This is a genomic window from Achromobacter pestifer, from assembly GCF_902859625.1.
Lineage (GTDB): Bacteria > Pseudomonadota > Gammaproteobacteria > Burkholderiales > Burkholderiaceae_B > Achromobacter > Achromobacter pestifer.
Genome location: NZ_CADIJX010000002.1, coordinates 101,263 through 122,971 on the forward strand (window position 1 = coordinate 101,263; position 21,709 = coordinate 122,971).

General features: G+C 61.2%; 20 protein-coding genes. 6 read left to right on the plus strand and 14 right to left on the minus strand.

Annotation, left to right across the window (positions count from 1 at the left end; translation table 11 throughout):
* Window positions 1-72 precede the first annotated feature (72 nt).
* Window positions 73-726, minus strand: a complete 654-nt coding sequence (locus HV753_RS07225) for a hydrolase (RefSeq protein ID WP_175173788.1) — start codon at window positions 724-726, stop codon at window positions 73-75.
* Between the two features lie 83 nt (window positions 727-809).
* Here HV753_RS07225 and HV753_RS07230 point away from each other — a divergent pair, with 83 nt between their 5' ends.
* Complete coding sequence (locus HV753_RS07230) at window positions 810-965, plus strand: hypothetical protein (RefSeq protein ID WP_175173789.1); 156 nt, start codon at window positions 810-812, stop codon at window positions 963-965.
* A gap of 46 nt (window positions 966-1,011) precedes the next feature.
* Window positions 1,012-1,908, plus strand: coding sequence for a LysR family transcriptional regulator (locus tag HV753_RS07235; protein WP_175173790.1), 897 nt, complete (start codon window positions 1,012-1,014; stop codon window positions 1,906-1,908).
* Between the two features lie 305 nt (window positions 1,909-2,213).
* Here the strand turns inward: HV753_RS07235 and HV753_RS07240 are convergent, their stop codons facing one another.
* Complete coding sequence (locus HV753_RS07240; protein ID WP_175173791.1) at window positions 2,214-3,440, minus strand: FAD-dependent monooxygenase; 1,227 nt, start codon at window positions 3,438-3,440, stop codon at window positions 2,214-2,216.
* 139 nt (window positions 3,441-3,579) lie between these two features.
* On the opposite strand from HV753_RS07240, the gene HV753_RS07245 reads away from it, so the two are divergent.
* Window positions 3,580-4,551 (plus strand): LysR family transcriptional regulator, encoded by a 972-nt coding sequence (locus HV753_RS07245; RefSeq protein WP_175173792.1) that lies wholly within the window; start codon window positions 3,580-3,582, stop codon window positions 4,549-4,551.
* A gap of 339 nt (window positions 4,552-4,890) precedes the next feature.
* Here the strand turns inward: HV753_RS07245 and HV753_RS07250 are convergent, their stop codons facing one another.
* The 10 genes from HV753_RS07250 to copM all read right to left on the minus strand — a co-directional run bounded on the left by HV753_RS07250 (window position 4,891) and on the right by copM (window position 13,766).
* On the minus strand, window positions 4,891-5,289 hold the full coding sequence (locus HV753_RS07250; RefSeq protein WP_175173793.1) for a hypothetical protein: 399 nt from the start codon (window positions 5,287-5,289) through the stop codon (window positions 4,891-4,893).
* Between the two features lie 170 nt (window positions 5,290-5,459).
* Window positions 5,460-6,863 carry a cysteine--tRNA ligase gene (cysS, locus tag HV753_RS07255; protein ID WP_175173794.1) on the minus strand — a complete coding sequence of 468 codons (1,404 nt, stop codon included), beginning with the start codon at window positions 6,861-6,863 and terminating at the stop codon, window positions 5,460-5,462.
* A 562-nt stretch (window positions 6,864-7,425) separates the two neighbouring features.
* Window positions 7,426-7,971, minus strand: coding sequence for a hypothetical protein (locus HV753_RS07260; protein ID WP_175173795.1), 546 nt, complete (start codon window positions 7,969-7,971; stop codon window positions 7,426-7,428).
* Window positions 7,972-8,392: 421 nt separating this feature from the next.
* Window positions 8,393-8,587, minus strand: coding sequence for a heavy-metal-associated domain-containing protein (locus tag HV753_RS07265; protein WP_175173796.1), 195 nt, complete (start codon window positions 8,585-8,587; stop codon window positions 8,393-8,395).
* 123 nt (window positions 8,588-8,710) lie between these two features.
* The gene (gene fdx, locus HV753_RS07270) at window positions 8,711-9,049 is read right to left on the minus strand and encodes an ISC system 2Fe-2S type ferredoxin (protein WP_175173797.1); all 339 of its coding nucleotides are present in this window, start codon (window positions 9,047-9,049) and stop codon (window positions 8,711-8,713) included.
* Window positions 9,050-9,060: 11 nt separating this feature from the next.
* Window positions 9,061-9,540, minus strand: coding sequence for a Cu(I)-responsive transcriptional regulator (gene cueR, locus HV753_RS07275; protein WP_175173798.1), 480 nt, complete (start codon window positions 9,538-9,540; stop codon window positions 9,061-9,063).
* Window positions 9,541-9,553: 13 nt separating this feature from the next.
* Window positions 9,554-12,055, minus strand: a complete 2,502-nt coding sequence (locus HV753_RS07280; RefSeq protein ID WP_175173799.1) for a heavy metal translocating P-type ATPase — start codon at window positions 12,053-12,055, stop codon at window positions 9,554-9,556.
* A 77-nt stretch (window positions 12,056-12,132) separates the two neighbouring features.
* The gene (locus tag HV753_RS07285; protein WP_175173800.1) at window positions 12,133-13,161 is read right to left on the minus strand and encodes a 2Fe-2S iron-sulfur cluster-binding protein; all 1,029 of its coding nucleotides are present in this window, start codon (window positions 13,159-13,161) and stop codon (window positions 12,133-12,135) included.
* Between the two features lie 12 nt (window positions 13,162-13,173).
* The gene (locus HV753_RS07290; protein ID WP_175173801.1) at window positions 13,174-13,446 is read right to left on the minus strand and encodes a glutaredoxin family protein; all 273 of its coding nucleotides are present in this window, start codon (window positions 13,444-13,446) and stop codon (window positions 13,174-13,176) included.
* Window positions 13,443-13,766 carry a CopM family metallochaperone gene (gene copM / locus HV753_RS07295; RefSeq protein WP_175173802.1) on the minus strand — a complete coding sequence of 108 codons (324 nt, stop codon included), beginning with the start codon at window positions 13,764-13,766 and terminating at the stop codon, window positions 13,443-13,445. Before copM ends, HV753_RS07290 begins: the two co-directional genes overlap by 4 nt.
* 124 nt (window positions 13,767-13,890) lie before the next feature.
* On the opposite strand from copM, the gene HV753_RS07300 reads away from it, so the two are divergent.
* The 3 genes from HV753_RS07300 to HV753_RS07310 are packed head-to-tail and all read left to right on the plus strand — an operon-like array spanning window position 13,891 to window position 19,891.
* Window positions 13,891-15,216 (plus strand): efflux RND transporter periplasmic adaptor subunit, encoded by a 1,326-nt coding sequence (locus HV753_RS07300; RefSeq protein ID WP_281370972.1) that lies wholly within the window; start codon window positions 13,891-13,893, stop codon window positions 15,214-15,216.
* Window positions 15,213-18,389 (plus strand): efflux RND transporter permease subunit, encoded by a 3,177-nt coding sequence (locus HV753_RS07305; RefSeq protein WP_175173803.1) that lies wholly within the window; start codon window positions 15,213-15,215, stop codon window positions 18,387-18,389. Before HV753_RS07300 ends, HV753_RS07305 begins: the two co-directional genes overlap by 4 nt.
* 20 nt (window positions 18,390-18,409) lie before the next feature.
* Window positions 18,410-19,891, plus strand: a complete 1,482-nt coding sequence (locus tag HV753_RS07310) for an efflux transporter outer membrane subunit (RefSeq protein WP_175173804.1) — start codon at window positions 18,410-18,412, stop codon at window positions 19,889-19,891.
* 63 nt (window positions 19,892-19,954) lie between these two features.
* On the opposite strand, the gene HV753_RS07315 is transcribed toward HV753_RS07310, so the two are convergent.
* Both HV753_RS07315 and HV753_RS31375 read right to left on the minus strand, forming a co-directional pair.
* Window positions 19,955-20,497 carry a ClbS/DfsB family four-helix bundle protein gene (locus HV753_RS07315; protein ID WP_175173805.1) on the minus strand — a complete coding sequence of 181 codons (543 nt, stop codon included), beginning with the start codon at window positions 20,495-20,497 and terminating at the stop codon, window positions 19,955-19,957.
* An 831-nt stretch (window positions 20,498-21,328) separates the two neighbouring features.
* Complete coding sequence (locus HV753_RS31375) at window positions 21,329-21,496, minus strand: helix-turn-helix domain-containing protein (RefSeq protein ID WP_175174616.1); 168 nt, start codon at window positions 21,494-21,496, stop codon at window positions 21,329-21,331.
* Window positions 21,497-21,709 lie beyond the last annotated feature (213 nt).

Consider the following 21,709-nt stretch of genomic DNA (forward strand, 5'->3'; position numbering starts at 1 on the left):
TAGCCGTGGCTGGCGTGCAAGGGATGGCCGGCGCATCGTGAAACACGTTGCGCTTGGCCATCCCCAACACGATCAGCCTGCCGTGGCGGGCACTGGCGTGTTCAGCAACTGCTGTTCCCACAGGTATGCGATGCCGCTACCGGCGGCATGCTGAACGAGGATGTCGGTCAACCCGCCGGCGGTATCGGCGCGCGCCCAGTCGCGTTGCCACTCTGCGGCTACTGCCATCCACGTCATCAGATTCACGCCAGCCGCCGCCATGCGCTGGAGGGCGACTTCGTGCGCCTCGACCGACACGCCGCCCGATGCATCGGTGACGACCGTCACATCCCAGCCTTCGCCCGCAGCCTGGATCGCCGGCATCGCGACGCAGATTTCGGTCCAAAGCCCCGCGATGATCAACTGCTTGCGCCCCGTGGCCTTGGCTGCGTCGACGACTTTTTTGTCTTCCCACGTGTTGATGAACGTGCGGTCAATGACTTCCTGGCCGGGAAACACGTCGGTGATTTGGGGAAAGATGTTGCCGCCGCGAGCAGCGATCACGCTCGTCAGAATCGTGGGCACGCCGAAGACCTTGGCGGCCTTTGCCAACGCCGTCGAATTGTTGACCACGGCATGCGGATCGTGGCTATTCAGGTTGGTGAGTTGATAAGGCTGGTGGTCGATCAGGACGAGTACCGAATCCTCAGGACGTAGAAGCGAATCGAGGCCATTACGAAAAGTCATTAGTGATCCCTGGTTTGCTGTGGTTTGCTGTGGTTTGCAGAAATTGCATCGCGGGTTGCGTTGCAAATTACGTTCCGGAAAGCGTGCGTTTGTGGCGACGCAGCCGGATTCAGCATTATGTTTTCGGCAATCTGGATGCGGTAGTTCCGTTCCAAGGCGAGCTGTGTCGCGCCATCTGGAACACCATCGGCATGCACCGCCGCATCGCGGTGCATGCCGATTCGATGCTTGCCACGTAGTGCTATCCTGCGGTGCACTGCGTCGCAAAACGGGGAGCAACGCAAATTGGATATCGAAGAACTTCAGACCTTCATCGAAGTCGCCGATGCGGGCGGCGTGTCGCCCGCTGCGCTTCGGCTGGGTGTTTCCAAGTCGATCGTCAGCCGTCGGTTGCTGCGGTTGGAAACAGAACTTGGCGTCCAGTTGCTGGCAAGAACCACACGTGGGGCCGCGCTGACCGAAGCCGGGGCGATTTTCCGGGACCATGCGGCCAGGGCCTACGCCGAAATCGACATCGCCCGAGAAACGATCGTGCCGGCGGGCGAACTACAGGGCCGTTTGCGAGTCGCCGTTCCGGTGTCGTTCGGCCTGACGCATTTCGCCCCTGTGGTCGCGGAGCTGGCGCGACGCCATCCCAAGCTTCATGTCCAGACCTGCTATAGCGATCGCTTCGTCGATCTCATCGCTGAGGGTTTCGACTGTGCGATACGGGTGGGCTATTTGCAGGACTCCAACCTGATCGCAAGACGAGTCGGCCCCATCCACGGCAAGCTGCTCGCCAGCCCCGGCTACGTCCAGGCGCATGGGGCGCCCGAAACGCCGGATCAACTCGCCGCGCATGAAGCCCTCATGCAGGGCACCGAAGCCTGGCAGTTCATGGATGGCGACAAGACCATCGCGGTTCGCCCGCAAGGACGCTTCAAGGCCGACAACGGCGCCGCGTTGGTCGCCGCCGCAACGGCGGGGCTCGGAATCGCTTATCTGCCCGATTGCCTCACCCACGACTATGTGGCCGCCGGCGTGCTCTTGCCCATCATGACCCGTTATCCGCCACCACCGGCCGGCGCCTACGTGATCCGCCCGCCGGGCCAGCATCCCGCACGAAAGATACGGGTCCTGACCGAGCTGTTGATCGAACATTTTGGGCAGTCGCCGCATTTTGCGGGGGATGATGCGGGGTGAAGGTACTGTGCACGACGCCTCGTACGTAAGGCGCGGACGTTAAAAACGTCAGGCCATCGCCGGCACACCGGGTAATTGCCTTGTGACCGTCGAGTGGCAGTGAATAGAACGTGACAGATGCGTGCCGACTGGCTATTGCGACGTTGCCAGAGCGCCTCCGATCAATCCGACCGTGGCGCCGGTGCTCTCGTCGTTCAGGCAGGCTAAAGACGAAAGGCGAACTTTATTCCTGCCCACATGCGAGCTGACCGGATGCGTGGAAAGGAGCGTTTGCATAACACCTGATGAAGCACATCCAGCGCACGTCATTCAATACGGTACAGGCTGCCGAAGCCTCCCCCTTGCGCTGGCGTGCTGTCGTTGCAGCTTGGCATTGGCAGGCCCTGTCCCCATCCGGCGGCCAAGACCTGCACGTCACGCATAGGATCGGACGCCTTGGCCCGCTCGTTGCGCATGCGACAGGTTTCAGGATCGGTGGCGAACAGCCCGCGTGCGAAGCCCCGACCTTGCTCTGCTAGCGTTGCAGTTTTGGGGCCGCGGATCTTCGTGAACGCTCGAAAGGCCTCATCCAGGCTGCCGCTTGCGCCATCCAGGCACCGGACCAAATGCCACGCATCCTCCAACGCCTGGCAGGCTCCCTGCCCCGACGTCGGCAACGGCGCGTGTGCGGCATCCCCCACCAGCAGCACATTCGCCCGACTCCACGTATGCAGCGGCTCCAGGTCGTGCACCGCAATCAACCGGATGGCATTTGCGGGCGTGGCACGGATAATATGACCGACCGGTTCGGGCCATCCCGCGAACAGATCTTCGACCTCCTTGCGTATATCTGCGGTCGGTATGGCTTCAGATAGGGGCCGAGCCTGGGCTGCCGCCCAATACACCAGTTGGGGTCGAATCGCGACGCAACCAAAGCGCTCGCCCACCCCCCAGAAATCCTGAATCGAAATATCGTCCACCAGCGCATGCTGCGCCTGCGCTACGCCGATCCAGTTCACGAAGCCCTGATAGACAGGTGTGTTGTCGCCCGCGACAAACTTGCGAGCCACAGAATCCATGCGGCCGTCGGCGCCAATGAGCAGATCCGGGCGGATGCTCGCACCGTTCTCGAAATGGGCCGCAGCCTTGCCATTGGCATCCAGCTCAATACCTACCGCCCGGTGTCCGAACTCCACCGGTATCCTGGCCCGTGCCACATGATCTAGCAACACCTCCTGCAAGTGCCGGCGTAGCACCGTGTAGGTCGGGTATCCCATCGTCCGGTCCAGCAAGGCAATATCGAGGCCTCCCAATGCATTGCCCACAGCATCCTGGCGGTGCATTGTCAGCGGTCGACCGCCAATGGCGTCGATGTCTTGCAACAGCCCCAGTTCTTCCAGAACAAAGCTGGCATTGGGCCAAAGCGTCACGCCGGCCCCCATGGTTGCCGGCTCCGCTCGGCGCTCATAGACCCGAGGGTTGTAACCCCGCTTGCGCAAAGCCAATGCCACGCTCAGGCCCGCGATGCCGCCGCCAAGTATTCCAATTTCCACGCTGAATCTCTCCTGTCCATACGGTGCTCGACGCGGGAATCACTGTGTCGCATCGAACATAATGGCATCTTAGATTTCGCCATAAAAGAGAACTAGCATGCAAAAATGGGACGCTTTCATACCTCATGCGGGATAATCAATGCGCGATGCACTCGATCTGAATACCGTCCGCGTCTATACAGCAGTTGTTGATGAGCAGAGCTTTGCTGGCGCATCGCGTCTTTTGGCTATCCCCTCATCCAACGTCAGCCGCCACGTTGCCGCACTGGAACGTAAACTCGGCACACGCCTGCTGGAACGAAGCACCCGCCATCTGCGTATGACGGAAGCCGGTCGACTGCTCTACGAACGCGCCAAGCCCTTGCTCGACACTCTGCTCTCCACGCAGGAAGAGCTTGGTGCGGTACAGGGCGAACTGCGCGGCCCTCTGAAAATGTGCATGCCCGGCGAAGCACCAAAACTGCTGGCTCCCATCCTCGCCGAATTCTGTAGCCTTCATCCAGGCATCGAGCTGGAATGCGATACCGTGATGACCGGACTGGAAGTGCTTCGAGAGGATGTTGACCTTTCCATCGTCTTCCACCGGGGCCATCAGGAGGACAGTGCCTTCATCACCCGCGAACTCGCCACACTGCCCAGCATCGTGGTTGCTGCCCCCTCCTTGCTGGCCAGGACCGGCATGCCACGCCACGTTCGTGAGCTGAAGTCTCTGCCCTGTATCACTACCCTCAGTGCGCTGAAGGGCCAACCCTGGCAATTTCAGGACGCCACAGGCGAAATCGTCAAGGTGCCGGTACGCAGCCGCTACCGCGTCAACAGCGGAGAGTTGGCCGTGGCAGGCGCACGCCAAGGCATCGGCTTCGCGATTGTGGCGGCCTATCCCTGCCAGGAAGACCTTGCTACGGGCCGATTGCAAGAGGTACCACTGGACCTGTGTCCCGCGCCCCTGCAATTGCTGGGGGCATACAGCCATCGCCATTCCGTGACTGCGCGCGTTCGGGCGCTGCTGGAATTGATACAGGTACGGTTGGCTGGATCGGCGAGCCTTCCCATGGACCCCAGACCGCGTGGGACGGTCCAGGATCGAAGTGGTGCACCGGGCTCAAGGTGAAATCTTTCGGAGCGCAAGCAGTCGCTTGGCATGACTTTTTCAGTGTCCGCTTCTGGCCGCGAGCAGGCGCACACAGGCGTCCGCCCACGACCCGAAGCGGACGCTTCAAAGTGCGCTCACCAACGGCTGCTGTGTGGCGAGTGCCACCCAATCGCACCTCATTGCTTCTTCAACGGCGGATTGTGGCCGGAGATGGAAGCTCCATATGAGGGCAGGAAACAAAGCGTCGCCCAAGTTCAATGACTTTACGGTAGAGAATGTCAAGTTCAACGGCTCGCGTATGCTGAGAGGCGTCTCTAATTGACCGCATACCTTGGCTCAACCGATACACAGGAGTGCTCATCTGAAAGCGTCCTTGTTTGCCCGAAAGTAAGCCCAAAGGTCCTCCATATCCACCATCTCGAAGACGAACCATCCCGCAGTAAATAGCTGCTGTTGCCTCTTGGATGCGCTGGCGATCATTCCCGTATCGTCGGTGACTTTGGCAGCAGCGAGTTTATTGCCAGCTTCGGCTGATAAGGTTTGCAGCGTGCCTTGAAGCGCCAAAATGGCGCCTCTAAATAGGTCTCGATAGGAAGGGTTGCCTACATATCTGTTCAGGCAGTCTTGCAATCGCTCGACACAGTCCGGATAGTCCTTGAGCATGTCGCATAAGGACTGAGGGACAGAGGGAGGAGGCAGTGGGGGCAAGGAATACTCCATTTCACGTGTTCCGTAAACGTCCGATGCTTCGATCATTGTGCCTCACTCAATGCCGCAGTTTTCGCTGCGCGTCGGTCCTAACACGCTGTATATGAATGGCCGGCTCTGGCCGGGAGCCGTCTTTGACGACAGACCGCTTCCGACCCACAACGGTCAATCGAGCCTGCGCCAACGGGACATTCAGTTGGGCGTCCATGCTGTTACCACTAGCTTTCGATATCTTTGGGGGGTGTGGCGATTTCAGTCAGGCGTTGCCCGTCGTTGCCATCCTCGACTCTCCAGCCTCGGGTGTTCAACATCTTCCGTATCTCATCGGCTTTTGCCCAGTTCTTTGCCACTCGGGCTTGAGCGCGTTCACCGAGCAGCCCCCGGATACTTTCCGGAATGTCAGACGCAACTGGGTTCCAATCGCGTAACCCTAGACCCAGTACAGAATCAAAGCTGTCCACAGTCGCTTTCAAGGTCGCAGGTGGGAGCTCGCTCTTGACGAGTTCCCATAGCACGGCCAATGCTCTCGGCAGATTCAGGTCATCATTCAATTCGGCGTTGAAGCGCGCGGCGAAATCCGGATCGATGCGGCCACCGTCCGACCAACCGGAATAGAGACGTCGCAGCCGGTTCAAGGCTGTCTGCGCTGCATCAAGAGACGCCCAACTGAAATGCAGCTTGCTCCGGTAATGAGCTGTCATGCACAGGTAACGGTAGGCAAGCGGATCGACGTTCCGACTGCGCAAGGTCTGCAAGCGAACAAAATCCCCACTCGACTTCGACATCTTAGTGTCGGCATTGAGTGTTAGAAAATGTCCGTGAATCCAGAAGTTCGCCAGACGAGTGCCGTGGGCCGCTTGTGTTTGCGCAATTTCGTTGCTGTGATGCACGGCGATATGGTCTTCTCCGCCACAGTGGATGTCGAACCAGGTGCCGAGGTATTTCGCCGACATGGCCGAGCACTCAATATGCCAGCCCGGAAATCCACGCCCCCATGGGCTATCCCATTCCATCTGCCGTGTCACTCCCTCCGGACTGAATTTCCATAGCGCAAAATCCGTGATGTTCTGCTTCGCGCCAAGTGCTACGCGCTTGCCCGCCTGCAGGCCGGCACGGTCGAGCCGGGCCAGAAAACCGTAATCATCCTGTTTGCTTGTGTCGAAATAGAGACCGTCGTTGGTCCTATACACGTAGCCGGACCGGTCCAACTCGCCGATGAACGCGATCTGTTCGGCGATGTGATCGGTCGCGCGGCACCATACCGTCGGCTCCAGCAAGTTGAGGGCATGCCAATCCGCGACGAAGGCCTCGGTGTAGCGCTGAGCAATAGCATATGCGGACTCTCCGGTCCGTCTGCTACCTTTTTCCATCTTGTCTTCGCCTTCGTCGGCATCCGAAGTCAGATGACCGACGTCGGTGATATTAACGACGTGACGGACCTCGTAGCCATTGCGAATGAGTACCCGGCGCAGAATGTCTTCAAACACATACGTTCTTAGATTGCCAATATGCGCATGGTCATAGACGGTGGGTCCGCAGCAATACATGCCGACATGGCCAGCGTGGATTGGCGTGAACGAGCGCACGGTACGCGACCAGGTGTCATACAACGCAAGTGGCATCAGCTTTCTCCGTATTGAAGGGCGCAGACAAAAACAAAAAGGCCGCCGGTTTTGCAACGGGCGGCCAGAGGCGATTGATTCAACGTGTAGCTATTGCCAGACGCAGTCTCCCCTCGGCACGTTCTGACAACATGCACGAACCAGCGAAAGGAGGGAGTTGGAGCGAATAGTCATGCCTGCAATCCTAGCGGCTATTGGCTGTGCAGGTCAATACTGGCGAATGACCTGACCGGTTTCTGCGATGTATTCCGGGGGACCGTTCGTGGTGTTTAGCTGCTAAACAGGACGGGGAGGCCTGAAACGGCCAAATGCCGTCGTTCACGAATGGCGGATCTCGACCCGAAGCGGACACTCACAAACTTGCGTGTTGAATCGGAGCACAGGATCTCTTTGTTATTGCCAAAATGCTGTGTTACGTCACGACGCTGCCTGAACAGCGACGAGGAATGGCACAGTGCGCACCTGGCCACCGCCTTTGTACTGGATCCACAGCGCATACTGACCCGCTCGAGGGGGCGTCGCGTGAAGCACTAGTTCGCCTGGGATAGCAGCCATCGACTCGTCATGCGACCCGCTTGAGGCGTGGTTGCCGTTCGAAGCGCCACCCCCCCATTGCGTGAGCGTGAACGTAATTGAGATCGTCCATGCTCACGAACACGGCATGCGCCGGCACTCCGAGATAAAGCCCGACGTCCCCTGCTGGTTTGCCGTCCTTCAGGATCGTCAACGCCATCATGCTCTCGGCTCCAGCTCGGAGAGTCGAGGTGCCCAACTTAACAGTATAAGGGCCGTCAGATCCTTGTTCGGTATCGACCGGCGATTGTTTTGGCGCAGCTGGGGCCGTGGATGTGCCCACAGGTAAGTCGAAGCGTACGACTTGTTGGCCGAGTCCTGACGGCACGGCGTCAGCGTAGACATGATAGGTTCCCGGCTTCGGAAAGCGCATCGTGACCCGAAATCGCCCATCTGGCCCAAGCTTGCTGGCATGCTCGTGCACGAAGCTCGAGAAATTACTGTCGGTCGCCAACACGTGGAGTTCCTGCGTCAATTCCTCGTCGAAGTGCGTGATTGGCTGACCCGTCGTCCGGTCGGTGAAAGCGAAAAGCAATTCGAGGGTGCTGGTTCGGGGTTTTGTTTGTTGGCACTACCTTCGGCGTCGCGAGCCGTTCGCCAACGGAGTGTGGGAGCCGAACTTTATGGTTGCTGTCGTCGCTCGTACCTCTTTCCGCTCAATCTGCACGAAGTAAGAGGTTTCGTTCATGCGGGCACTCTCTCGAGAAGGTCGCTAGTATTGGCAGCTAGTTTCGCGTCGATGCGAATAGTGCTTTCTACGCGTTTCCGCGCCCGATGAGGAAGACAGCCAGTTCATGCGGGCCTAATTGACCGACACGGGCAGCGAAAATTTCACCCAGGTCTGGACCGCTGCAAAGTGGATGATCTACGATGCGGTCGCGACACTCGCGCCCGCCAAACAGGATCAGCTGCGGCACATGCTGTGCCGCGGTAACAGGGTTCTAACGCGATTGCAGTTACTCGGCGCGAGGCGGGAAACCTGCCTCGCGCAGGGCCGTAACAATCTGCGCCTCAGAGGCTGAAGTGTCGACTTGGATCAGACGGGTGGGTGGGTCCGCGGTGACGGTGGCGCCTGGATCTACGGACTGAACCGCCTTCGTGACGGTACGGGCGCAGCCGCCGCAGGTCATGTCATCAAGATGAAATTGCATGAAAAGCTCCTTTCGTGTTGGGAATGCTTGGCAGTTTGGCGCTTGCTTCGGTTGGAAGGTCAAGGCGAATCGAACCGCCGTCTTGCGGCGGGTGGAATGATCGGGACAAGGGCACGTCGAGGTTTAGTGGTTCTCCTTCGCATGGTTGACCGTGTATTTGGGGATTTCGATTGTCAGGTCTTCGTGGGCCACGATTGCTTGGCAACTCAAGCGCGACTGCGCCTCTAGCCCCCAAGCTCGGTCGAGCAGGTCGTCTTCACACTCTTCGACCTCATTGAGAGAATGAGAACCCTTGCGTACGATGCAGTGGCAGGTCGTGCACGCGCAACTCATGTCGCACGCGTGCTCTATTTCGACGCCATTTTTCAGTAGCGCTTCGCAAACAGAGATGCCGACTGGTACTTCCAAAGTGACGCCTTCGGGGGCAAGGTCGGCGTGGGGAAGTACGGTGATTTTGGGCATGCGGTTCTCCGTTAATGCGATGGCGAACGCTTGTTCAACCCACTATCGACTTGGCGGCGCAGGTCGGCGTGAATATGCGCTTCGCGCTTCGGGTCGCCGTGGTCGGGCTGCTCAAGCTTAAGCAATATGGGACAGTCGGGCCGTTCGTCACCGGAGCAGCAACGAATGAGCGTCTTCAGTGTCTCCGACACCTGTTGCATGCTCTCGATCCGCCGGTCCAGCTCGGTGATGTGCGCCTGGGCCAAGCGCTTCACGTCGGCACTCTGACGCGAGTGGTCATTCCACAGGCTCAGTAATTCACTGATCTCGGCCACCGAGAACCCAAGGTCGCGAGCGCGCCGGATGAAGTGCAGCCGGTGGACGGCGGCCTTGGTGTAGGTGCGATAGCCCGATTCGGTGCGGTCCGCAGCTGGAATGAGGCCGATTTGCTCGTAGTATCGGATCATCTTGGCTGAGACTTTGGACTCCGTTGATGCTTCGCCAATGTTCATGGTTTGCTCCTGATCAATGAGTGGTGCCGGCAGCCGTTGTTAGCGGTGGCTGGAAGCGGCGCAGGCGCAGCGCGTTGCCAAGCACGAACACGCTCGACATCGCCATGGCGCCGGCCGCGAAAACCGGCGACAGCAGCACGCCCCAGGTGGGATACAGCGCCCCGGCCGCCACGGGGATCAGCGCCGTGTTGTAGGCAAAGGCCCAGAACAGGTTCTGGCGGATGTTGCCGATGGTGGCTTTCGACAGCGCGATGGCGTTGGGCACGCCCAGCAGGTTGCCGGACATCAGGACAACGTCAGCGGACTCGACCGCGACGTCGGTCCCGGTGCCGATGGCCAGGCCCACGTCGGCCTCTGCCAGCGCCGGAGCGTCGTTGATGCCGTCGCCCACGAACGCGATCTGGCCATACGCCGCCTTCAACCGGCGCACTGCGTCCACCTTGCCTTCCGGCAACACTTCGGCCACCACTTCATCGATGCCCAATTGCTTGGCGATGGCCTGGGCCGTACGGGCGTTGTCGCCGGTGATCATGGCGACCTTCAGGCCAAGTTGATGCAACGCCGCGATGGCCGCGGGCGTGCTGGGCTTGATCGGGTCGGCGACGGCGATGACGGCGGCCAAGCGCCCATCGATCGCCGCGTACAGCGGCGACTTGCCTTCGTCGCCCAGGCGCTCGGCGGTTTGCGCAAAGCCGCCCACGTCCAGGCCCAGTTCACGCATGTAGCGGTCGGCGCCCACTTCCACGCGGGCGCCACCCACCATGGCGCGCACGCCCATGCCCGTGACAGACTCGAAATCCGTCATTGCCGGAAGGGCGGCGCCGTCTTCCACGGCGGCCTCGACGATGGCACGTGCGATCGGATGTTCCGACCGCGATTCCACCGCGGCCACCTTCGCCAGCACCTCGTTGCGGTCGAAGCCCGCAGCGATTTCCAGATCGGTCAGGACAGGCCGGCCTTCAGTCAGCGTGCCGGTCTTGTCCACGGCCACCACCTGGGCATCCTTGAGCAACTGCAGCGCCTCGCCCTTGCGGAACAACACGCCCATCTCGGCGCCTCGGCCGGTGCCGACCATAATTGAGGTCGGCGTGGCCAGACCCATGGCGCAGGGACAAGCGATGATCAGCACCGCCACGGCATTGACCAGCGCAAAGGTCAGAGCCGGCGAGGGCCCGAACACGAGCCAGACCAGGAAGGTCAGCACGGCGGCGACCATCACCGCCGGCACGAACCACAGCGTCACCTTGTCGACCACCGCCTGGATAGGCAGCTTGGAACCTTGTGCCTGTTCGACCAGGCGGATGATCTGCGCCAGCATCGTCTGCCCGCCCACGGCGGTGGCACGCAGCGTCAGTGCACCCTTCTGGTTGACGGTACCGCCAACGACGGCGCTGCCTGCCTCTTTCTCGACGGGAATGGGCTCGCCCGTGATCATCGACTCGTCCACGAAGCTGCGGCCTTCGGTCACTTCGCCATCGACCGGAACCCGCTCGCCAGGCCGGACTTCCACAATATCGTCCAGGGCCACGTCGCTGATCGGAATGTCCACGACACGGCCATCGCGCGAGACATGCGCAACCTTGGCTTGCAGGCCGACCAGACGCTTGATGGCCTCGGAGGTCCGTCCCTTGGCACGCGCCTCCAGATACCGCCCCAGCAGGATCAGCGCCACGATGACGGCGGCCGCCTCGTAATAGACGTTGACGGTACCTTCCGGCAGCAGGCCCGGGGCAAACGTGGCCACCAGTGAATAGCCGAACGCTGCCGCGGTGCCGACCGCCACAAGCGAATTCATGTCCGGGGCCAAACGTGCCAGCGCCGGAAAGCCCTTCAGGTAAAAGCGTCGGCCCGGAACGGTCAGCACCAGCAGCGTCAGCGCGAACTGCAAGTACCAGCTCTCCTGGATGCCGATGGTGTTCATGACCCATTCGTGCATACCGGGGATGATGTGCGACCCCATTTCCAGCACGAACACCGGCAAGGCCAGCACGCTGGCTAGGATCAGGTCGCGCTTGAGTTCCGCCCGTTCGGCATCCTTCTTTTGCGCAGCAGCTTCTTCAGCGTGCGCGCCGGTATCGACGGGACGCGCCTCGTAGCCAGCCTTTTCGATGGCCGCGATCAGGTCTTGCGCCGCGGCAACGCCGTGCACTGTGGCACGCTCGGTCGCCAGGTTCACCGTCGCCTGCGTGACGCCGGGCACCGCCTTCAGCGCCTTTTCGACGCGGCCCACGCACGAAGCGCAAGTCATGCCCCCGACCGCCAGTTCGACAGTGCCGGCGGGCACGTCGTAGCCCACCTTTTCGACCGCCTGGATCAACGCCACGCGATCGACCGGGCCGACGGCGACAATGTCCGCGCGCTCGGTGGCCAGGTTTACGGACACCTTGCCGACGCCCTCGACCTTGGTCAGGGCGGCCTCGACCCGGCCAACGCAGCTTGCGCAGGTCATGCCCTCGATAGGCAGGCTTATCGTAGCGGCGAAGGCGCGAGCGTCACGGGTACTTGGCATGCTCATGGCTTGCTCCCATAGTTCAAAGTAGGCATGAGGGATACGTTAAAGCTTCCAACCTTAGGAAGGTCAAGCGCATGATTTCATTCCGCCGCTCCGGACGCGGCTTGGTCCTGCGGCGTGAAAAACACGTCGGCGTGCATGTCTTCGGCTTTCAGCCCTCGCGCGAACGCGCTCTCCATGGCCGCATCCACCATTGGCGGCGGCCCGGCGACATAGGCCTTCCAGTTGGCGAGATCCGGCAGATCATCCGCGACAGCTTGTGTAACGATGCCCTGGCGACGCGGCGTGGTCTTCGCCCGGGACAACACGGGGGTAAAGAACAGATTGGCGTTTTGCCGGGCTAGGCCCTCGAAGTGTTCGACAAGGTAAAGATCCCGCTCTGTCCGTGCGCCAAAATAGATATGGATCGCTTGCCGCACACCATGGGCGAGAGCGGTTTCGACTATCGACTTGATGGGAGCCAATCCAGATCCTCCCGCGACACAGAGCATCGGCCCGCCGTGATATTCGCGAAGATGCGAAGCACCTCGTGGCGCTTCGAGTGCAACCCGGTCCCCGGTCTTAACGAAAGCATGCACATAGTCCGAAACCGCGCCGCCTCGCACCCGGCGAATATGGAATTCCAGTTCAGGATCGCCCGGTCGGTTGGCCATCGAGTAACTGCGCGACGGCAGTTCTCCGAATCCGAGATCGGCATATTGCCCTGCGGAAAAAGCAAGCGCGGCGCCATCCGGACGAATCCTGAAGCGCTTGATGTCGTGGGTCAGGTCGTCAATGGAGACGACCATGCCTTGCAACTTTTGAGCCGGGCCTGGAGCGGCTTCGCCCGCAGCCACGACCCAGGCCACCGCGACATCGGTTTTTGGGACCGCTCGGCACGCAAGGATGAGGCCGCCGGCCTTCTCCTCATTGGTCAATGCAAAGCGCGAGTGCGGGAGCATCTCGACCTCGCCCTCGATCAAGCGCGATTTGCAGCTTCCGCAGCGGCCGGAACGACAGCCATGCGGATAGGGAATACCATTTTGAAGCGCAGTCTCAAGAATGGACTGCCCATCACGAGCCGGCAGCCTGGTTCGCGCCTGCCGGATATCGACCGTTTTGATGTTCATGCCTGGGTTCCTTCAATCTTCGGCCAGAATGCCCAGCGCCTTCATCAAGCCAGGCTTCTGGCTTTGGAACGTGCCGTAGAACACATCCTCGCCGACGATCGAAATAGGCGCAACCCGCACGCCCGTGCGCGACTTGGCCTCTGCTGCGATCTCCGGATCGGTGAGGTCACGTTCTTCAAATGCAATGTGCTGTCGGGATAGCCAATTCTTCAGCGCTAAGCAATCCGGGCACGTTGGGGTGGTGTAGACGAGAAGTCGCGAGGGATATCCGGGCGCCGTCTTCATCGCTGGCCCTGCGCGTCGAGCCACTCCCGCATCATTGCGATTTCGCCATCCTGGGCCCGGATCACGGTTTCGGCCAGGGCGCGGACCACCGGGTCCTTGCCATACAGAAGCGCCACTTTCGCCATGTCGATGGCACCTTGATGGTGAGGAATCATGCCTCGCATGAAATCCACGTCGGCATCGCCCGTGGCGTCGATCATCATGTCCGCATGCATGCGTTCATTGACGGCGCGGTATGCCTCTGTGGAAGGACTATCGTCGAAGGAAGAAGTGATACTTGCCGCGTGAGAATGATGCTCGGCGCTGTGACTATTCTGCATGGTTTCTCCAAGTTCTCAAGGTGGGTTCGATAGCTCGAAACGTGTCGGCCTTCAACCGACGGGATCAATCTATTCTTTCCAACGATTGCAATGTCAATACCTTGCAGGAACACATACGAAAGCCTTGACCTTCCAGTCGCTGCAATGTCTAACCTCCCGAAAAATCTTGCAGAGAGGTTTCGGAAAGGCCGACGCCCTGCTGCATGGAAAGGGCTTATTCATGCGTCGAAAATTGAAGATTGCCGTGCTGGCGGGTGTCATCGCGGCAGCCGGAACCATTGCGTTCGTTCCCAGCAAGGTTTCGGGGGAGGAAGGCAAAGCGCCGGCGCCAATGGGGCCGCAGGTGCCTGTGGCGGAGGTCATTGTGCGCACCATCGCGCCGTCGACTGATTTCACAGGATTTCTGAGGGCTCCCAAGACTGTCGAGCTGCGCTCACGCGTGGGCGGAGCCGTCGATGTAGTCAGCGTTCCCGAAGGTGGCCTGGTACGTAAGGGACAACAGCTGTTCCAGATCGACCCGCGTCCATTTCAAGTCGCGTTAGATACCGCCACGGCTCAATTGCGCCAGGCGGAGGTGCTGGCCGGCCAAGCCCAGGCCGACTTCGACCGGGCCCATCGGCTCGTATCTACCGGCGCGGTTTCGCGCAAAAGCTACGACGATGCCTTGTCGGCGCGCAACGCCAGCCAAGCCCAGGTGCAGGTGGCCAAGGCGGCCGTTGCCGCTGCGCGGCTAGATCTCTCCTACGCGCGCATTACCGCGCCGATCTCCGGACGTGTCGACCGGGTGCTGGTGACCGAAGGCAATCTGGTCAGCGGCGGTGCGGCGGGCACTGCAACGCTGCTGACCACGATCGTGTCGATCGATCCCGTGCACGTGTACTTCGACATTGACGAGGCAAGCTACCTCAACGCTGTGAGACACGCCCGGCCCGATGTCAGCGCCAATCCGGTGCTGCCTGTCGCCGTGGGGCTGACCACGGACAAGGGCTTCCCCTACACAGGCACGCTCGACTTTGTGTCCAACCAGATCGATCGCAGTACCGGCACGATCCGCGCCCGCGCCGTGATACCGAACCCCGATGGTCAGCTGGCGCCGGGTTTGTTCGCCCGGGCCAGGCTTGTGACGGGCGACAAGCGACCGGCCATCCTGGTGGACGATCAGGCAGTGGGCACTGACCAAGGGAAGAACTATGTGCTGGTCGTGGGCAAGGACAACACGGCCCAGTATCGCGCGGTCGAGCTGGGCCCGATAAAGGAAGGGCTGCGCGTCATCAATACCGGTTTGCAAAGTGGCGACAGGATTGTCATCAAGGGGCTGGTGCGCCCCGGCATGGCGGTCCAGCCCCGCCCGGTGCCCATGCAGCAGGCCGCCGTCTCGGATGCGACCCCGACGCACGCCTCGGCAAGCGCCAAGGCAGACGACACCGGTCCGAGGGAGGCGCGCCAATGAAATTCCCACACTTCTTCATCGCGCGGCCGATCTTCGCCATCGTCCTGTCCTTGCTCATGCTGCTGGCTGGGGCCATCGCCTTCTGGCAACTCCCGCTGAGCGAATATCCCGCCGTCACGCCGCCCACAGTACAGGTTACGGCTAGCTACCCCGGCGCCAATCCCGAGGTGATCGCCGACACGGTAGCAGCCCCCCTTGAGCAAGTGATCAATGGCGTTGAGGGAATGCTCTACATGAATTCCCAGATGGCCACCGATGGCCGGATGGTGCTCACCGTTGCGTTCAAGCAGGGAACGGACCCCGACATGGCGCAGATCCAGGTACAGAACCGGGTCTCGCGCGCTTTGCCGCGGCTGCCCGAGGAAGTACAGCGCATCGGCGTCGTCACGCAGAAGACGTCTCCGGACGTGTTGATGGTCGTGCACATCGTCTCGCCGGAAAAGCGGTACGACCCGCTCTATCTGTCGAACTTCGCCATCCGGCAGGTGCGCGACGAACTCGCGCGCCTGCCCGGTGTCGGCGATGTCCTGGTGTGGGGCGCCGGAGAGTACTCCATGCGAGTCTGGCTGGACCCATCCAAGGTCGCCACGCGCGGGTTGACTGCCAGCGACGTGGTGGCGGCCTTGCGTGAACAGAACGTGCAAGTCGCCGCGGGATCCGTGGGGCAGCAGCCGGACACGTCGGCAGCTTTCCAGGTGACCGTCAATACGCTTGGACGCCTGGCCAGTGTGGAACAGTTCGGCGAAATCGTCGTGAAGACGGGCGCCGATGGCCAGATCACCCGCCTTCGCGACGTCGCCCGCGTGTCCCTGGGCGCCGATGCCTATACCCTGCGCAGCCTGATCGATGGCGAGTCGGCCCCGGCCCTGCAGATCATCCAGAGCCCTGGCGCCAACGCCATCGACGTTTCCAATGCTGTCCGCGCCAAGATGCAGGAGCTTCAGCGGGGCTTTCCGGAGGACATTGCGTACCGGATCGCCTATGACCCCACGGTCTTCGTGCGCGCCTCGCTGCAATCCGTGGCCGTCACGCTGCTGGAGGCCATCGCCCTAGTCGTCATCGTCGTCGTGCTGTTCCTGCAGACTTGGCGCGCCTCGATCATTCCACTGGTGGCGGTGCCGGTGTCGCTGGTGGGCACCTTCGCCGTGATGCACATGTTCGGCTTCTCGCTGAACACGCTGTCCCTGTTCGGCCTTGTTCTATCGATAGGCATCGTGGTGGACGACGCCATCGTGGTGGTCGAAAACGTGGAACGCCATATGGCGCTGGGCGAGCCACCCAAGGAGGCCGCCAGAAAAGCCATGGACGAGGTGACCGGGCCGATTCTGGCCATTACATCGGTGCTGGCGGCGGTGTTCATCCCGTCGGCATTCCTCTCAGGTCTGCAGGGCGAGTTCTATCGCCAATTCGCTTTGACGATCGCCATCTCAACCGTTCTATCGGCCATCAATTCGCTCACGCTGTCCCCGGCGCTTGCCGCGATCTTGCTCAAGCCGCATCACGAGACGGCCAAGTCCGATTGGCTCACGCGGATCATCGGAAGCGTGTTCGGCGGGTTCTTTCGACGCTTCAATCGGTTTTTCGACAGAGCTTCGGAATCCTACGTCGCGGCCGTCCGGCGGGCGGTGCGCGGTAGCGCTATCGTGCTGCTGCTTTACGCCGGCTTCGTGGGCTTGACCTGGCTGGGTTTCAATCAGGTGCCTAATGGATTCGTGCCGGCCCAGGACAAGTACTTCCTCGTCGGCATCGCCCAGTTGCCCAGCGGCGCTTCACTCGACCGCACGGAGGCCGTCGTGAAAGAGATGTCCCGGATCGCGCTAGCCGAGCCCGGCGTGGAAAGCGTGGTGGCCTTCCCGGGCCTTTCGGTCAACGGTCCGGTGAACGTGCCGAATTCGGCGCTGATGTTCGCCATGCTTAAACCGTTCGACGAGCGCAAGGACGCTTCGCTTACGGCCAACGCCATCGCAGGAAAACTGATGGGCAAGTTCAGCCAGATCCCGGATGGCTTTGTCGGCATCTTCCCGCCGCCTCCGGTGCCTGGACTGGGCGCCATGGGGGGCTTCAAGCTGCAGATCGAAGATCGGGCAGGATTGGGCTTCGAAGCGTTGGCGCAGGCGCAGAGCGAGATCATGGGCAAGGCCATGCAGGTTCCCGAACTGGCGAACATGCTTGCCAGTTTCCAGACCAACGCCCCGCAATTGGGGGTGGAAGTCGACAGGGTGAAGGCCAAGTCCTTGGGCGTGTCGCTGACCGACGTGTTCGAGACGCTGCAAATCAACCTGGGGTCGCTCTACGTCAACGACTTCAATCGTTTCGGACGCACCTATCGGGTCATGGCCCAAGCGGACGCGCCGTTTCGCATGCAGGCCGAGGACATCGGCCTGCTCAAGGTGCGTAACGCGGCCGGTGACATGATTCCGCTCAGCGCGTTCGTGACCATCACGCGTGGATCAGGCCCGGATCGGATCGTTCACTACAACGGCTTCCCCTCCGCGGACATCAGCGGAGGCCCGGCGCCTGGCTATTCATCGGGCCAGGCCACGGACGCGATCGAGAAGATCGTTCGCGATACGCTGCCCGAAGGAATGGTTCACGAGTGGACGGACCTGGTCTTCCAGGAAAAGCAGGCGGGCAATTCGGCGCTGTACATCTTCCCGCTGGCGGTGCTGCTGGCCTTCCTGATCCTGGCGGCCCAATACAACAGTTGGTCGCTGCCTTTCTCGGTGCTGCTAATTGCGCCGATGGCGCTGCTGTCGGCGATCGCGGGGGTCTGGGTTTCGGGCGGCGACAACAACATCTTCACGCAGATCGGCTTCGTGGTGCTGGTTGGCTTGGCGGCCAAGAATGCGATCTTGATCGTCGAATTCGCCCGCGCCAAGGAAATCGAAGGTGCTGAGCCGCTGGCCGCGGTTCTGGAAGCGGCGCGGTTGCGCCTGCGCCCCATCCTGATGACCTCCTTCGCCTTCATCGCCGGCGTGGTGCCGCTAGTGCTTGCCACCGGCGCCGGTGCCGAGATGCGCCACGCCATGGGCATCGCGGTCTTCGCCGGCATGCTGGGCGTGACGCTGTTCGGCTTGTTGCTGACGCCTGTGTTCTACGTCGTCGTGCGCAAGCTGGCCTTGCGCCGTGTCGCCCCTGAAACCCGCACCGGTTCAATCGACCAGCGCGCCTGACCGCTAGGAAAATACTGGACATGAAGACACTTTTTTCACTCTGCCGCCAAGCCCGGCCCCTGGCGCCAGTTGCCCTAGCTGCCGCGCTGGCCGGCTGCTCCCTGGCGCCGACGCATGAGCGCCCGGCGGCTCCCATCGACGCAACCTACCCTTCGGGAGCTGCCTATGATCTCTCCGCATTCAGCAAGCCCGGCGAGGCGGTCGCCGCCGACATCGGATGGCGGGATTTTTTCCGCGATCCGTTGTTGCAGCAATTGATCGAAGTCTCGTTGAGCAACAATCGGGATCTGCGCAAAGCCGCGCTCAATGTCGAAGCGGCGCAGGCGATGTACCGAATCCAACGCGCCGAGATGCTGCCAAACCTGGGCGTTTCCGCCAGCGCCGCGGCCGAGCGCGTGCCGGCCGACCTTGACGCCACAGGCGCTGCCCGTGTCGCCCGGCGCTACGAATTGGCAGGCGTAACGGCCGCCTGGGAGCTCGACCTCTGGGGCCGCATCCGCAGCCTTAGCGACCAGGCCCTGGCCTCATATCTGGCCCTGGCTGAAACCCGCACCGCCACGCAGATGAGCCTGCTGTCCGAAGTGGCCATTGCCTACCTCACGCTACGCGCCGACCAGGAACTGCTGCGTCTGACTGACGACACCCTGACCACGCAGAAGCGTTCATACGAACTGACTGCCCGGCTTGTGGAAGCCGGCAACGCCACGCAGCTCGACCTGCGCCTGGCGGAGATTACGCTGCGCAATGCCGAGGCCCATCACGCGGCCTACACGCGGCAGGCGGCCAAGGACCGCAACGCTCTCGTGCTGTTGATGGGTCAGCCGCTGACGCCGGCGCTTTCGCGACAACTGGACGAGGCCACCACGCTACCCGACGGCATCGTGCCCACTGACTTGCCGAGCGGATTGCCATCGGAACTGCTTGCACGCCGGCCCGACATTCGCGCGGCTGAGCAGACGCTGCGGGGCGCCAATGCCAATATCGGCGCCGCGCGTGCCGCGTTCTTTCCGACGATCAGCCTGACGGGGTCGGCGGGGACGGCCAGCGCTTCATTAGACGGACTTTTCGGGGCCAGCTCGGGCGCCTGGAGCTTCTTGCCCCGGATCACAGTGCCCATCTTCCGTGGCGGCGCCTTGGCGGCGAATCTTGACGTGGCGCATGTACAAAAACGCATCGAGATCGCCAACTATGAAAAGGCCGTCCAGGCAGCCTTCCGCGAAGTGGCCGATGGGCTGGCGGGCAAGCGCACGCTCGACGCGCAGATTCACTCGGAGCAGCTATCGATGGCAGCCAGCCGCAGCGCCTACGAGCTAGCCGATCAGCGGTTTACTGAAGGCGAAGACGACTACCTCACGCTGCTCGATGCCTACCGCACGTTGTATGGCACGCAGCAGGTTCTGGTGCAAACCCGGCTGGCACGGCTGAGTAATCTTATCGAGCTATACAAGGCTCTGGGAGGGGGCTGGCGAGAGGACACGAGGCCATCGGGCACTGGAGCATAGACGTCCGCCGGCCCGCCCGGATGTGTCGGTATGCCGCGCGCGACATTGGATGCCCGCCGCCATTTATCTTGCGGCGGGACGACCAGAGCAGCGACTATTGGAGGCTCGCACGAGTTCCATGATTAGTTTCCAATGGCGCAACCGCGAAAAAGCTTCAGCGTAGGCCATTGAGGTGAAGCACTGGATCCTGCGGCCGAGAGTTTCGAACGACCGGACCGAGGGGTCAAAGAGGGTGGTATTCGAGTGACGGGCAACGCAATCTAGCAGCCGTTCCTGACCGCTGGCTGTTAGCTGTGCCAATTCATGATGACATGTGCCAGCGAAACGGCGTTGGAATACGGGCGAGAGGTGCTCGGCCCTCCTCAGCATAGGATCCACTTGATAAAAGAAGACTGGCGGCGTCGGGTCGTTCGCCATCTGCAGGATCATCGTGTTCCAAAGAATCACGTCGATCATCACCATGGACGCGTCGGCGTTCTCGCGGCGAGCTTTTTCGGGGAAAACTCTCCGGACACTTGGGGGGACGGTGGCAAGTTCCACGCGAAACCGTCGATGTCTGGCTCGGATGTTGCGAAGGAGTTCTTGCCTGGAGGTGGTAAGTTTCATCGTGGTCGCTTTACCAGTTCATCGCAAAAATGGAGCGGCTATCTTCTTTGGGCGAACTCCGATCATTGGCAGGTTGGCAACCTACTATTCGTGGCACCCAAGCCCAGTCCAAGGGGAGAAATTCTGAGGTCTACCAGGATGGGAAAGTCAAGAGAGTGCGATAGCGATGGAGGCGCCACTGATGTTGAGGCTCAAGGGGAGAGCTAAGTCCGGTGGTGCCAATTCGAAAGCTCAAGCGCAATTTCCGTTCGACATAGTCTTTTGGGGGGGCGGCTTGAATTCGTGTCGCCATGCTCGGCTTTGAACCAGAGAGACAAGATCGGCTCACTCCCCCCAATCCTTCATATATCCAACTCAACTGCTTCTCGGGAACTCGGCGACGGCCGGGCTCGTCGAGCCCCAGCTATGCGCACGAGGAAAAAAGGGGGGCATTGAGGCGGGTTTTTATACCTATAGGCCCGAGATGGCGTTATTCGGCAAGACGTGGGCTTTGTCCAACCTCGGGCCGGTATGAACGTCCGAAATCTGCCTTGACGGGTGGGAACTACCCCGCATTGTGTGGGACCGTTAATGGCCGAAAGCGGCCACTAACCACAAGTGCGTCCGTGCGTAAGCCTGAGTCACTTGGCCGATCGCAGCTACTCCAAGCCAGTACGACAGTGCCTGCGGATGCAACGTACCGTACATTCCTTCAACTAGGTACGGCTCTTCTCGTCGTACCCCGCAGGCTTGAACAAACAATGATCGATAGATTGCCTCGTGCGAAATACACATGGTCTTTCCGTCAGGCGATCGACGTTTCAGCCATCCCGAAATCTGCTCTGGGACCAGTCAGCCTCCAACACAAATATCACGACCTTGCGCAGCTCCGGCGCAGTGGCTAGGAGGTAAGGTTTCGGTCGCCGACGACGCTGAGCGGCCCCACTCGCGGCCGATAGCTCGATAACTCGCGCCACTGGCGAGCCCTCGAGAGATCGACTCGCGCTCTTCTGTGGACAGGTGTTCGGCACGGCGTCTTCGAGGACGAAGTCAGTATTGGCCGGCCCATCTCAACCATTGTTGTCGATCGTCAACGCCTTGCCGTGAATTGCTCTGTTGCTAAGACGCCTCGGGCGGTCGCGCAGCGGGATCAACGGCGGCGGGCACTCCTGCGCCCAATCGACCCGAAGGGCCGGCCTTTGCGGCCGGCCCGGGCCGCTTTGGGGTTACGGC